Genomic DNA, 13,656 nt, shown 5'->3' with positions numbered 1-13,656 from the left:
TATCAGGTTATAATTAATTTTCGTCTTTCCAGTTTAATCGGTCTTGTTGGTTGTATTGCCATGGCGCACCATTATTTTCAATATTGGTCATCATAGCATTTAACGATTGTGGTGCCGCACTTTGTTCCATTACCAAATACCTTCTCATGTCCATGATGATTGATAATGGACTGATGTTTACCGGACATTCTTCCACACAAGCGTTACAAGAAGTACAGGCCCAAAGTTCTTCGGGTGTGATATAATCATTTAACAACGACTTATTATCCGGAACAAAAACTCCTTTATTGGCATCGATATTTTTGCCCACTTCTTCCATTCTATCACGTGTATCCATCATGATTTTACGTGGGGATAATTTCTTTCCGGTTTGGTTGGCTGGACAAGAAGAGGTACAACGACCACATTCTGTACAAGTATAAGCATTGAGCAATTGCACCCAATTCAAATCCTGCACATCCGAAGCACCGAATTTGATCGGCACCGCATTCTCATCTACCGGTTGGGCCGCAAACGGATCGGCATTCGGATCCATCATCAGTTTTACTTCATTGGTAACACTTTCTAAATTGTCAAATTTACCTTTGGCATTCAAATCGGCGAAATACGTATTTGGGAATGCTAATAAAATATGCAAATGTTTAGAATAATATAGATAGTTCAAGAAAATTAAAATCCCTATGATGTGAAACCACCAAGCTGCTCTTTCAATAATGATAACCGCTTCTAACGAAAAAGTATCCGGCGAAGGCACTAAAAATTGCGAAATGATATTTCCGGAATTCATATCCTGAAACTTCAAATCGAAGGCATTCATGATTAAGAACAACGACATCAATACGATTTCGAAATACAAAATGGTATCGGCATCTTTCTTGGGTGCGCCTTTTAAATCGGAACTCGCGAATCTTTTGAGTTTGATTACGTTTCTGCGAATCCAAAATGCGACAACCGCTACTAAAACCAATACCGCTAAAACTTCAAACGAACCGATTAAAATACCATAGAATCCGCCTAAAAACGAGAAGATTCGGTGTGTTCCGAATAATCCGTCAATGATGATTTCTAAAACTTCTAAGTTGATGATTACGAAACCAACGTAAACTATGATATGCAAAAATCCGGCGATTGGTCTTTTCACCATTTTAGATTGACCTAAAGCAATCATTGCCATATTTTTCCAGCGTGCTGAAGGATTGTCTGAACGATTAACCTCTTGTCCCAAATTGATATTGCGCGTGAGCTTCTTTACGTTTTTGGCAAAAAAACCAATACCCGCAAGGATAATGATGGCAAAAAGTATGTTGTCAATATACATCATGGCTTAGATTTTTACTTTTTATTGATGGTGTCGTTTGCGGGAGCTTTATACGGTTTGTTTTTCTTTCCGAACAACGAAACATTTACATATCTTGTTGGGTTCAAACGCAAATCTTGTAATAGTAGTTCCAATTCTTTGGAGCTTTTGGCAAAATTAGTATAAAGCGCATCGTCTTTGGCTAATTTGCCTAAAGTACCTTTACCGGCTTCCATGTCGGCCATGATTTTATCAACGCTGGCTAGTGTCTTCTCAAGATTTTTAACGGTTTGTCCGATATTGGCTTTGGCCAAAGAATCAGACATGGTCTTTAAATTACCCGATGCCTTATCGAAATTTGACATCGTTGAAGAAATTTTCCCTTTGTTCTCTGCCAACATTTGATTTACGCTGGTAGAAGCTTCTTTAAATTCGGCCAAGGTGGCGTTTAAGTTCTCTAAACTGCTTCTTAAATTTTGCTTGGTCTTTTCATCCAAAACCTGATTCACATTGACCAACATCGTGTTGGCGTTTTGCAAAACTTTATCTAATTTTTCTTTGATAGGTTTTATTTGATTGGAAACTTCTTCTGTTAAACCCAGTTTGTTAGAAGACTTGAAAAAATCACCTGAAACGGCTATTTCTTGGGTTTCTGCATTGGGTAAAATAGCGATTTGCTTTCCGCCGATTGGTCCGGGAGAATACAATTCGGCCACACTGTTTTTTGGGATTTTAAAATCTCCGTTGATTTGCAATTCTACTAATGAAGTCCAGTCTTTTTGCAATTCAATAGAATTTACTTTTCCTACCACCAAACCGTTGATGACCACCGGCGAAGACGAAGTTAATCCGTCTACATTGCTGTATTTGACGTAGTATTTATTGTAGCTTGACAATAAGTCTCTTCCTTTTAAGAAGCTATAGCCCCAAATGAACAATAAAATAGAGGCAATTACTAAAATTGCAGTCTTAATTTCTCTGGTAATTTTCAATGCTGATTGTTTTTTGGCAAAGTTAAAATAAAATACTAAAACTCCTTGTAATTATTGCTTTAATGCTTCTTGTACCGAAACTTTTTTACCGTTTTTAAAGGCAATGACAAAGGCAGATGAAAATCCTTTGGCTTTAGCTTCGGCTAATAATCTTTTGGCTTCGTCATAGCTCGAGGTTTCACCATACATGTATTTGTAAAGTGTGCCTTCGCTCGACATGGAAATATTGTTTAATCCTTTGAAATTACTTGGTGTAAGCTCTAATTTCTTGCCACTGGCCGAAAGCTGTACTTTGAATGTAGCCACTCCAGTACTTACAACTGCTTCCGGTTTTGGTGTTGTTTTAGGCTCAGTCTTTTTCACTTCAGAACTTTTAACGACTGGTTTTGTGGCTTGTGAATCAATCACTTTTATCGTTTCAACTCTTTGTGAAGGTTTAACATCATCGGCTTCTCCGGTTCCGTAAAATTCTTTTTTGTAACTGAGAATAGCTTCTGCAATGGCTTCTGCTGCGCCTTGTTGTCCTGCTTCAGAATCAAGTCTTGCGCCTTCTTCCGGATTGGAAATAAAACCCATTTCTATCAAAACTCTCGGCATGTAAGCTTTATGCAAAACCATAAAAGGTGCTTGTTTCACGCCACGACTTTTTACTTTTAAATCATCAATAAAATGATTCTGAATTTTACCGGCCAAGGCAATGCTACTATCCAAATACTCTTCTTGCATCATGGTTAAACCAATAATACTCTCTGGCGATTTTGGATCGTAGCCTTTGTATTTTTGTTGGTAATCTTTCTCCATCGTAATTACCTCATTCTCTTTTTTGGCTGCTTCTAAATTGGAAGCATTTTTTGACATACCCATTACATAAGTCTCCGAACCACAAGCTGCCGAATTTTTATTGGCGTTACAGTGAATAGAAACAAATATACTCGCATCGGCTCTGTTGGCTATGTTAGCGCGTTCTATTAAATCTACAAAAGTGTCATTCTTTCTGGTGTAAATTACTTCTACTCCGGGTTTGCTTTCTAAAATCTTACCTACTTTAAGCACCACAGCCAAAGCTATTTTTTTTTCGATGTGTCCATTATAAACAGCACCATAATCATGGTCTCCGTGACCGGCATCGAGTGCTACTTTAAACTTTTGACCAGATTGGGCAAAGGTTAAATTAGAAATAAATAATAAAATCGTACCTACGAACGTGATTCCTTTCATTTGTTTTATCAATTTCAAAATATACATTTAATCTTTTTAAATTTTTACGGCAGAGGTTTTTCCTCCTAAGGTTGTTACAATAAAGGCGTCTTTAAACCCATGTCTTTTGGCCTCTTCATTCATTCTTTTGGCACCTTCTAAATCAGTGGCATTGCCATAGAAATATTTGTATAAATTATTCTCAAAAGTATAGCTTATCATTTTTAACCCTTTAAAATCGGGAGAAGTCAACTCTCTTTTTTTGGAACTGGCAAATAATTGTATTTTGTAGGAACCTTCAACAGCCGGAGCCATTTGGATTTCTTCGGGCTTTGAGATTACCGGTGTTTGTGCCAAAGGTTTATCAGCTGGTCTGATAGAATCCTCAGGAAACTCGGTTTCTTCTTTAATGATGGCGCCGTCAAAATATTCTCTTTTGTATTTTAAAATCGCTTTGGCTATTTGCTTGGCCATTTTGTGCTGTCCTTCCTCTGAATTTAAAAATTCGCCCTCTTCTTTATTGGATAAAAAGCCTAATTCTATTAAGACTCCGGGCATTACGGCCGCATCTAAAACCCATAAAGGTTGTTGCTTTATGCCTCGTGATTTTCGACTCAAATTGTGGGTGAAATTATCCTGAATAGCAGAGGCCAATTCAATACTACTGCTTAAATTCTCTTCTTTTTTCATTTCTAAACCCAACAAGGTTTCCGGCTTTTTGGGATCAAAACCTTGGTAAGTCGTTTTGTAATTGTCTTCCAATAAAATTACTGAGTTCTCACTTTTGGCCACTTCCAAATTCATATCGCTTCGCGACAATCCCATTACAAAAGTCTCTGTTCCTGAAGGCGTTTGATTGGAAACCGAATTACAATGAATAGAAACAAATAAATGGGCATTGATTTTATTAGCCACTTTAGGGCGGTTAACCAATTCAATAAACGTATCGTTTTTGCGGGTGTAAACCACTTCAAAATCCTTTTCTTTTTCAAGAATTTCACCAACTATTAAAGTTGTTTTCAAGGCAATTTCTTTCTCAACAAAACCGTGATAGGAATTACCCGGATCTTTTCCGCCGTGACCGGCATCTAAAACCACAACGAACTTATTGTTTTTGCCTTGCCCGAAAACAGTCAAAACACTCAACAACATCAGTATTGAAAAATACCCTTTTATATTTTTTTGAAAACCCATCGACTTCAAAAGTTAATTTTAATTAAAACACAGCGGTCATAAATGTAATATTTACCTATTTTTGACCGAAAATATTGTTTAAGTTTGCCACGTCAAAAACCAAGCCATATTTCTACAAAAATAGCATTAAACCTTTGCAAAGAAACTTATTTAATATCGTTTTTTTAACAATTTTCCTAACATTAGGAATCGCGAAAACATATTCACAAGACTTGCCTCCAAAAAGCAATCCTATACCTGCTAAAAACCAAGTAGATAGCACTAAAATAGAGCTAACCGATTTAACCAAAGTTATCGACTCTACCAAAAAAGACAGCCTTAAGCCTAAGAAATCAATGCTGGATGGCAAAATCAAAAGAAAAGCGGTTGACTACGAAAGATTAGACCAAAAGAAAAAACTCATCACGCTCTACAATCAAGCCGAAGTTTACTATCAGGATATCGAATTAAAATCGGGCATTATCGTAATTGATTACCAAAAAGACGAAGTTTACGCCGGAAGAATTAAGGATTCCACCAGAAAATATTCCCAAAGACCGGTTTTCAAACAAGGTGCCAATGTGGTAGAACCTGATTCTATTCGCTTTAATTTTAAAACCAAAAAAGCTTTGGTTTGGAATTCGAGAAGCCAACAAGGGGAAATGAACATTAAAGCGGCCATTACCAAAAAGGAAAATGACTCTGTTTATTTTATGAAAGGCGCACGTTTTACCACTTCTAAAGACATTGACAATCCGGAATATTATTTTCAAACCAACCGGGTGAAATTGGTTCCCGGCAAAAAAGTAGTGGTAGGTTTAACCAATATGGTTATTGCCGATGTGCCTACGCCTATCGCGTTGCCGTTTGCTTTCTTTCCTATGAGTGACAAAGCGCGTTCGGGTTTGATTATGCCAACTTACAACGACAGCAATACCCGTGGGTTTTCTTTGCAAAACGGCGGTTATTATTTTGCCTTGAGCGACAATTATGACTTGGCCGTTTTGGGTGATTATTACACTAATGGAAGTTACGGAATCCGATTTGAATCTTCTTATGCCAAGCGGTATAAGTTTTTGGGGAATGTAAACATCCGTTTTGAGAATTTGATTCAAAGTGAAAGAGGTTATCCCGATTACAGCAAAGCCAACAATTACAACATCCAATGGACGCACTCTAAAGACGGGAAATCCAACCCGAATTCAAGATTCTCGGCTTCGGTCAACTTGGGAAGTAGTAAATTCTTCAGACAGTCTTTGAATCAGGTGAATGTGGGCTCGACATTGAACAACACGTTAAGCTCTTCCATTTCTTATTCGAAGACGTTTAATTCGGTTCCGCAAGTGAATTTATCATTGACCGCAACCCATTCGCAGAACACCAATACGGAACAAATTAATATGACTTTGCCAACGCTACAATTGAGCGTGGATAGAATCTTTCCTTTTGCGCCCAAAGAAGGCATCAAAAAAGGCTTCTTTAAAAATATCAATTTACAATACAACCTAAGAGGCGAAAACAGAATTGAGACAACCGATTCGTTATTCTTTAAATCGGAAATGTTCCGCGATGCCAAATTGGGTTTCCAGCACACTATTCCGCTAAGTACTAACTTTAAGGTTTTCAAATACTTTAGTGCTTCTACTTCGGTGAATTATAATGAAGTTTGGTATTTTAAAACCATCAAAAAAGAATACCAAGCCACAACGAATGAAATTGTTGACAATGAAGTGGCCGGATTTGATGCCTTTAGAACTTATTCGTTCTCCGCAGGTTTAGGAACTACAATTTACGGTACTTTTAATTTTGGGGAAAAGAAAAAAATACAGGCCATTCGTCATGTGATGCGACCTAACGTTACTTACAGTTACACGCCGAGTTTTGAAAAATACTACGACACTTATGACCCCGACGGCAGTGGCACCATGCTCAAAGATTACACGCGTTTCGAAGGCGGAATTTTTGGCGCACCGGGCAAAAACATGTCCAATAACGTTGGATTCAGTTTGAGTAATACTTTTGAAGCCAAAGTAACTGAAAAAGATTCGACCAAGACCGAACCTAAGAAAGTCATGCTCTTAAATAACTTGAATTTTTCTACCAGCTACGATATTACAGCCGATTCCTTGCGATGGGCACCAATGCGTATGAGTGGCGGAACTCAGTTGTTAAAGCAGAAGATGAACATCAATTTTGCTGCGACACTTGATCCTTATGCGATTAATAATTCGGGACAAAGAATCAATACTTGGAACATTGACAATGGCGGAAGTTTGTTTAGAATGACCAGCGCCAATATGACGCTCAACTATTCTTTCTCGAGCAAAGACGGTGATGGTGAAGATAAGAAAAACGAACAAGGCAAGCGAAATGGTGGTCGGGAAGATGATTTATTTGGTACCAATACCGATTTGAGTGACCGACGACAGAGTCAGTTTGACCAAGACGATGACGAAGAAAAACCGGCGACGGAATTCTTTAAATACGAATTGCCTTGGGACATGACTTTGGCCTACTCACTCACCTACTCTAATGCCAAAAGAGAGCAGGAAATTACCGGAAATTCGGTCATGATTTCAATGAATACCGATTTGACGCCCAAATGGAAAATTGGGGTTTCGACTGGTTATGACTTTGTACAAAAAGGCGTTACGTTTACCCAATTCCGTTTTGAACGCGATTTGTTGAGCTGGCGTATGGATTTCAATTGGGTACCTTTTGGCGACAACGCTTATTGGGGTTTCTTTATCGGAATCAAATCGGGTGTGTTGAGCGATATCAAATGGGATAAACGTTCGCTTCCGGATAGAACTTTGAGATAAGTACGATTTACGAAGTTTGAAGTACGAAGTTTAAAATATATATCATGAAAAAAATAATCTTTACAGACAAAGCGCCGGCACCGATTGGACCTTATAACCAAGCGGTTTTAGTGGGCAACACTTTATATATTTCGGGACAAATTGCTTTAAATCCGAGTACGATGGAGTTGGTTTTAGACAACATTGAAACCGAAACCAAACAAGTGATGGAAAACATGAAAGCGGTTCTGGAAGCGGCTGATATGACTTTTGACAACGTAGTAAAAACAACTATTTTCATAATGGATATGGGCGACTTTGCTCGAATCAATACCATTTACGGAAGTTACTTTGATGAAGCTACAGCTCCGGCAAGAGAAACGGTTCAAGTGGCAGGTTTGCCTAAAGGCGTGAATGTCGAGATTTCCATGGTAGCTATAAAATAGTGTTCAGTGTTCAGTTTTGAGTGATCAGCATACCGTTTTAAAAATATACCAATCCTTTATGGTGAAAACTGTAAAGGATTTTTTTATGCAAAAAACGAACTTTACAGCATTTCCAAGCCTTCGCAACCTAAGAACGAGCTTCGGACTCTCATAATTAAGCTTCGGAAGCATATGTTTAACTTCGGACTGCTTTACTCCTACTTCGGACAATTAAAACCGTTTAACGGACGCTTTAAACTACTTTTCGGACAGTTAGAAATGAGCTTCGGAGGATTAGGAAAGTCCTTCGGAGAATTAAAAAGAGGCTGCGAATGACTTCACTTAGACCTGACAGGTTTCAAAAACCTGTCAGGTCTAACCCAAAAACCAACTTTACAGCATTTCCAAGCCTTCGCAACCGTCAAACGAGCTTCGGACTCCCGCAAACGAGCTTCGGACTCTTGCAAAAATGCTTCGGACAACAGCAAAGGGATTTCTAAACACCACAAACACACTTCGGAGTTCCTTTTTTGATCTTCTGACCGTTACCTCTGAATATCTGACTCCCGAAAAAGAATAACGGAACGATTTGATAAGGAATTTTTTTATATTTGTTAGAAACTTGTTTGATCATAGTATGTATCGATGAGTTAGCGGCAACCTAAACAACTTTTGGACTAAAAATATCAGCATGATAAAGAGGATTACATTCATACTTTCTATAATTCTCGTTGTTGTTGGTTGTCGAAAAAACACAATCGATTGTGATCACGAACAAGAATCATGGAAAGCGATTGACATTCCAATTGATGAAAATTGCAATTTTTATATGATGTATATGTTATCTGGCGAAAATATGTTTAGAATTTCAAGTTCAGGAAAATGTCAATCGTTAACAAAAGAAGTTTATATTAATAAGTATCAGAATTTATTAACGGAACATGGAAATGAAATTCCTATTCGCTCAGGCAAAATAATTTTTGAAAGCCATTCTTTTAACGGAGATTCAATGTTCGTAAATAAGTTGATTAATGTTACCAATACTTATTTTAAAACTAAAAGCAGAATAGTCGAAAATGGACAAAAAAGTTTAACTATTGAAATTTATCAATGAATGGCAGCCGCTAACAGCCGTTTCTCGCAATTGCGAATTTTGAAGTAAGTTCACGTTCACGTTTCGCAAGAATTTTTATCTTTAACGGAAAATTAAAAGTTCCGAAGTTCGCAACTGACGAGAAGCGGCGGAACGTTATGTGCAAGGCTAAACTCACTGGAATGAAAAAAATTGTATTTATAGTACTGTGTATTTGTTTAATACAAGTTTGCTTTGGACAAAAGTCTACATCAATCACTGGAAAAGTGATTGACCAAGATTTGAATACTTTGCCTGGTGTAGAGTTGAGAGTTGGTGATTCAATTATTGCAACTACAAATTTAAATGGAGAATTTAAAATTGAACTTGATAGAGAAGTCAAAAAAGTAACTTTTATGTTTGCTGGACTCGAACAAACTCCAATAGTATTTGATTCTGAATGTAAAAAACTGGAAATTGTGATGCTCTATTCTGGAGGTGATTGCTTTGCAACACTCAAAAAAAATGATAAGATGAGAAAGAAGATATTTGATAAAATCCCATCTATTTACAGACAAGCTTATGAGAAGGGCATTTTTGAATATGATAAGCCTTGTGGAGAAATTCAATTTATCTCTTGGCTAAAAAGTGTAAATAAGCCCAGCCCATGACAGCAGTTTATAACAATTGCTAAGCTTGTTGTCCCGAATTTTCTTCGAAAATTCAAAAAGAGTTTTATATTTGGAATCATCTGTAATAAATCATCGCAACTATCACAAGCCGCGGCACGTCAGCTGTAAGCTCCAAAAAAATTGCAATAAATTAGACATTTACGTAATAAATTATTATTTTTGTACGTAAAAAAATTTATCATGAATACTAAACTCACCTTAAATCTTGACAAAGGCGTAATCGACCAAGCAAAAAGCTATGCGAAAGATAATCGAGTAAGCCTTTCTAAACTTATAGAAAACTATCTTGATTCTCTAACAAAAAGATCAGAGAAAAAATCCAAAATCAGTCCTTTAGTAGAAAGCTTAACCGGAGTTATTCCAAGCGAAAACTATGATGACCGAAAAGATTACAAAGATTATCTTTCTGAAAAATATTTGTAATGGAGAAATTATTAGTTGATACAAATATCGTAATAGATTTACTTTCTAAACGTGAAGAGTTTTTTCAAGAAGCACAAGAATTATTTACGCTCGCTGATAATAAAAAAGTCGAACTTTTTGTTTCCGCTTTAACTTTTGCCAACACTCATTATTTGCTTAGCAAATATCAAAAACTTAATGATGCTCGAAAGACTTTAATCAAGTTTAAAGTTTTAGTAAACGTTGCTCCATTGGATGATAAAGTTGTTGAACTGGCTTTAGTTTCAGACTTTAAAGATTTTGAAGATGCAATACAGTATCATACCGCGTTAGAAAATGGAATTGACATCATAATTACACGAAATAAAAAAGACTTTAAAAATTCGAAACTTCCAATTATGACGGCCAAAGAATACTTAAAAAAGTAAGCGCCTACCGCTAACAGCAGTGTGCAACCACGACCAAAATCAATTCAACACAAAGCATAAAAAAACCTAACATCGCTGTTAGGTTTTTTATTTATTATTTATTCAAAATGTGATAAGCAATCAAGCCATCAATTGGTCTTCGGAGTACGTTGCCTATTTTGATATCGTATTTGGCTAAAGTTTGTTCTAATTCGTCTTTCAAATAAAACGCAATAGAACCTACGAAATGTACCGGAACTTCTCTACAATTGTCAAATTGCATGATATAGTTTTTGGCAAAAGATTTCAATTCTTTTTTAATGATTTTTTTGCAAAACGGATTGTCTTTGTGCTTAATAATAAACTTGGCAAAAGTCGCTAAGTAAGCATTCGGATTGTCTTCCTTGTACAAATTAGCTTTGATATAATCGGCGTCTAGGTTGTATTCCTCTTCGAATTCTTTGGCCAAATCTTCAGGCATATTATTGAAGTAATGTCCGCGAATTAAATGTCTTCCAAAACGATTTCCTGAACCGTCATCCATAACGATATAGCCTAATGACTGTACTTTTTGGTGTAAAACTTTACCATCAAAATAACTGCAATTAGAACCGGTTCCTAAGATACAAACAATAGCTTTCTCGTCTTTTGGTGTTGTGGCATAAACGGCCGCATAGGTATCTTCATGAACTGAAACCACAGCATTTCTGAAATATTCTTCAAACACTTTGGTCAAGAAAATTTTCATTCTGTCGGTACCGCAACCGGCGCCGTAAAAGAACAGATGTGTTGCTTTATCTTTGTTGTGTTCGATATCAAATTTGTCGTTAAGTCTTTCAAGAACTGCATCTTTATCTAATACTTCAGGATTGAGACCTAAAGTTTGTGTGGTGAAAAGCACTTTTCCATTGTCATCAATTGCAATCCAATCGGCTTTGGTAGAGCCACTATCAACTAATAATTTCATAATTAATTAGGAATTACGAATTAGGAATTACGAATTTGAACGGGAGTCCAAATGATAAAACTTAATCCTCTTTATTATTTCGGTTTGGTTGTTTGTTAGGTATAAAAAATCCCGTTACCGACAAAGATAACGGGATTTTTTCTATTTATTATTTTAAACCTGCGATGTGAACTGATAAATCAATTAATTTACTTGAATAACCATATTCGTTATCGTACCAAGAAACTAGTTTGAAGAAAGTTGAGTTCAAACCAATTCCGGCTTTAGCATCAACAATAGAAGTTCTTGAATCGGAAACAAAGTCTTGAGAAACTACATCATCTTCTGTATACCCTAAAATCCCTTTTAGTTCATTTTCAGAAGCTTTTTTCAATACTGCCATAATTTCTTCATACGAAGTTTCTTTAGCTACTTTTACAGTTAAGTCTACTACAGAAACGTCAACCGTAGGCACACGGAAAGACATCCCGGTTAATTTTCCGTTCAAGGCCGGAATTACTTTTCCAACTGCTTTAGCCGCACCTGTAGAAGAAGGAATAATATTTACGCTGGCAGCACGTCCGCCTCTCCAGTCTTTTCTTGATGGTCCGTCAGCCACCATTTGAGTAGAGGTTGAAGCGTGAACTGTAGTCATCAAACCTTCTACAATTCCGAAATTGTCGTTGATTACTTTAGCCAATGGCGCTAAACAGTTTGTGGTACATGAAGCATTAGAAACTACAGTATCGGTAGCTTTAGCTTCCAGGTGATTAACACCCATTACAAACATTGGAGCATCGGCTGAAGGCGCAGAAATGATTACTTTTTTGGCACCACCATCAATGTGTGCTTTAGCAGTTTCGATTGTAGTGAAGAAACCGGTACATTCTGCTACAACATCAACGTCAACGTCTTTGTCATCCCATTTGATTAGTTTTGGATCTCTTTCTGCCGTAACTCTGATGAATTTGTCGTTTACGTACAATTGACCGTCTTTTACTTCTACTTTTCCGGCAAAACGCCCGTGAACTGAGTCATATTTTAATAAATAAGCCAAATGATCTACATCTAATAAATCGTTGATGGCTACTACTTCTACATTATCTCTGTTAAAGGTTTCTCTAAAAACTATTCTTCCAATTCTTCCGAAACCGTTAATTCCTAATTTTACTTTTGACATTTTATTTATTTTCTATTTATAATTTTATTTGTGATTTGTTATTTATGTGGACATAATTTCAGAAACTCTTAATAATTCTCTATCAATCTCTGAACTTCCTTTAATGGCTTGTTCTAGTGGTGTCAGTTCAATTTTATCGGCTAATACACCTACCATAAAATTTGTTTTTCCATCCAGTAAAGATTCTACCGCTTTTACGCCCAATCTCGAGGCTAATACTCTGTCATAACAAGAAGGCGCGCCACCTCGTTGCATGTGACCCAAAACTGAAACCCTGATGTCATATTCCGGTAAATGTTCTTCGATATAGTCTTTGAGTTGGAAAACATTTTTACCCATTTTTTCGCCTTCAGCTACCACCACTATACTGGAAGATTTTCCGGAAGCTTTACTTTTTTGTAAAGATTCTAATAGTCTGTCTAATCCTAAATCTTCTTCCGGAATCAAAATTTCTTCTGCTCCTGCTCCGATTCCGGCATTCAAAGCTATGTGTCCGGCATCTCTTCCCATCACTTCCACAAAGAATAATCTATTGTGTGAACTGGCGGTATCTCTGATTTTATCTATGCATTCAACTACAGTATTCAAAGCAGTGTCGTAACCTAAAGTATGGCTGGTGCCAAAAATATCGTTGTCAATCGTTCCTGGAATTCCCATTACCGGAAAGTTGTACTCGTTGTTAAACACCTCTGCACCTGTAAAAGAACCGTCACCGCCAATTACTACAAGAGCATCAACGCCTGCGTTTGTTAAATTTTGATGGGCTTTTTGTCGGCCTTCAACCGTCATGAATTCTTTGGAACGAGCTGATTTTAAGATAGTACCGCCTTTGTTTACAATGTTGTTTACACTACGCGGACCCATTTCTTTAAAATCGCCTTCTATCATTCCTTGATAACCTCTGTAAATCCCTATACACTCTATATTGTGATAGGCACATGTTCTGACAACAGAACGGATGGCTGCATTCATTCCGGGAGAATCACCACCTGAAGTCAATACTCCAATCTTTTTTATGCTTTTAGACATTTTTGTTGTATTAAAATGTAAAATTAGCAAAGATGAAGTAGTT

The 13,656-nt window shown here is 36.8% G+C and carries 13 protein-coding genes; 6 read left to right on the top strand and 7 right to left on the bottom strand.

Annotation, left to right across the window (positions count from 1 at the left end; genetic code table 11):
* Positions 1 to 13: 13 nt before the first annotated feature.
* From ACK4HO_RS05525 to ACK4HO_RS05510, 4 genes are read right to left on the bottom strand one after another with little or no spacing between them, the layout of a single operon-like run.
* Positions 14 to 1,321, bottom strand: a complete 1,308-nt coding sequence (locus ACK4HO_RS05525) for a 4Fe-4S dicluster domain-containing protein (RefSeq protein ID WP_409663708.1) — start codon at positions 1,319 to 1,321, stop codon at positions 14 to 16.
* 11 nt (positions 1,322 to 1,332) lie between these two features.
* On the bottom strand, positions 1,333 to 2,289 hold the full coding sequence (locus tag ACK4HO_RS05520) for an MlaD family protein (RefSeq protein ID WP_409663705.1): 957 nt from the start codon (positions 2,287 to 2,289) through the stop codon (positions 1,333 to 1,335).
* Between the two features lie 51 nt (positions 2,290 to 2,340).
* Entirely contained in the window at positions 2,341 to 3,507 is a 1,167-nt protein-coding gene (locus tag ACK4HO_RS05515; protein ID WP_409663702.1) for an N-acetylmuramoyl-L-alanine amidase, read from the bottom strand.
* A gap of 36 nt (positions 3,508 to 3,543) precedes the next feature.
* Positions 3,544 to 4,680 carry an N-acetylmuramoyl-L-alanine amidase gene (locus tag ACK4HO_RS05510; RefSeq protein ID WP_409663699.1) on the bottom strand — a complete coding sequence of 379 codons (1,137 nt, stop codon included), beginning with the start codon at positions 4,678 to 4,680 and terminating at the stop codon, positions 3,544 to 3,546.
* 212 nt (positions 4,681 to 4,892) lie between these two features.
* Between ACK4HO_RS05510 and ACK4HO_RS05505 the strand changes: the two genes are divergently transcribed.
* The 6 genes from ACK4HO_RS05505 (at position 4,893) to ACK4HO_RS05480 (ending at position 10,479) form a co-directional block, all read left to right on the top strand.
* The gene (locus ACK4HO_RS05505) at positions 4,893 to 7,481 is read left to right on the top strand and encodes a putative LPS assembly protein LptD (RefSeq protein WP_409663696.1); all 2,589 of its coding nucleotides are present in this window, start codon (positions 4,893 to 4,895) and stop codon (positions 7,479 to 7,481) included.
* Positions 7,482 to 7,525: 44 nt separating this feature from the next.
* Positions 7,526 to 7,906: a RidA family protein gene (locus ACK4HO_RS05500; RefSeq protein ID WP_409663693.1), complete on the top strand. Its 381-nt coding sequence runs from the start codon at positions 7,526 to 7,528 to the stop codon at positions 7,904 to 7,906.
* 670 nt (positions 7,907 to 8,576) lie between these two features.
* Positions 8,577 to 8,999, top strand: coding sequence for a hypothetical protein (locus ACK4HO_RS05495; protein WP_409663690.1), 423 nt, complete (start codon positions 8,577 to 8,579; stop codon positions 8,997 to 8,999).
* Positions 9,000 to 9,160: 161 nt separating this feature from the next.
* Entirely contained in the window at positions 9,161 to 9,628 is a 468-nt protein-coding gene (locus ACK4HO_RS05490) for a hypothetical protein (RefSeq protein ID WP_409663687.1), read from the top strand.
* 201 nt (positions 9,629 to 9,829) lie between these two features.
* Positions 9,830 to 10,072, top strand: a complete 243-nt coding sequence (locus ACK4HO_RS05485) for a DUF6364 family protein (protein WP_409663684.1) — start codon at positions 9,830 to 9,832, stop codon at positions 10,070 to 10,072.
* Complete coding sequence (locus ACK4HO_RS05480; protein WP_409663681.1) at positions 10,072 to 10,479, top strand: type II toxin-antitoxin system VapC family toxin; 408 nt, start codon at positions 10,072 to 10,074, stop codon at positions 10,477 to 10,479. The genes ACK4HO_RS05485 and ACK4HO_RS05480 overlap by 1 nt, the downstream gene beginning before the upstream one ends.
* Before the next feature lie 94 nt (positions 10,480 to 10,573).
* Here ACK4HO_RS05480 and ACK4HO_RS05475 read toward each other — a convergent pair whose 3' ends face one another.
* The 3 genes from ACK4HO_RS05475 to pfkA all read right to left on the bottom strand — a co-directional run bounded on the left by ACK4HO_RS05475 (position 10,574) and on the right by pfkA (position 13,613).
* Positions 10,574 to 11,425, bottom strand: coding sequence for a BadF/BadG/BcrA/BcrD ATPase family protein (locus ACK4HO_RS05475; RefSeq protein WP_409663678.1), 852 nt, complete (start codon positions 11,423 to 11,425; stop codon positions 10,574 to 10,576).
* A gap of 148 nt (positions 11,426 to 11,573) precedes the next feature.
* Positions 11,574 to 12,584, bottom strand: a complete 1,011-nt coding sequence (gap, locus tag ACK4HO_RS05470) for a type I glyceraldehyde-3-phosphate dehydrogenase (RefSeq protein ID WP_409663675.1) — start codon at positions 12,582 to 12,584, stop codon at positions 11,574 to 11,576.
* A gap of 42 nt (positions 12,585 to 12,626) precedes the next feature.
* The gene (pfkA, locus tag ACK4HO_RS05465; protein ID WP_409663673.1) at positions 12,627 to 13,613 is read right to left on the bottom strand and encodes a 6-phosphofructokinase; all 987 of its coding nucleotides are present in this window, start codon (positions 13,611 to 13,613) and stop codon (positions 12,627 to 12,629) included.
* Between the last annotated feature and the right edge of the window lie 43 nt (positions 13,614 to 13,656).

The organism is Flavobacterium sp. (assembly GCF_046296355.1).
Taxonomy (GTDB): domain Bacteria; phylum Bacteroidota; class Bacteroidia; order Flavobacteriales; family Flavobacteriaceae; genus Flavobacterium.
Note: the sequence above shows the minus strand (reverse complement) of the source record. Positions and strands in the feature narration are given on the sequence as shown.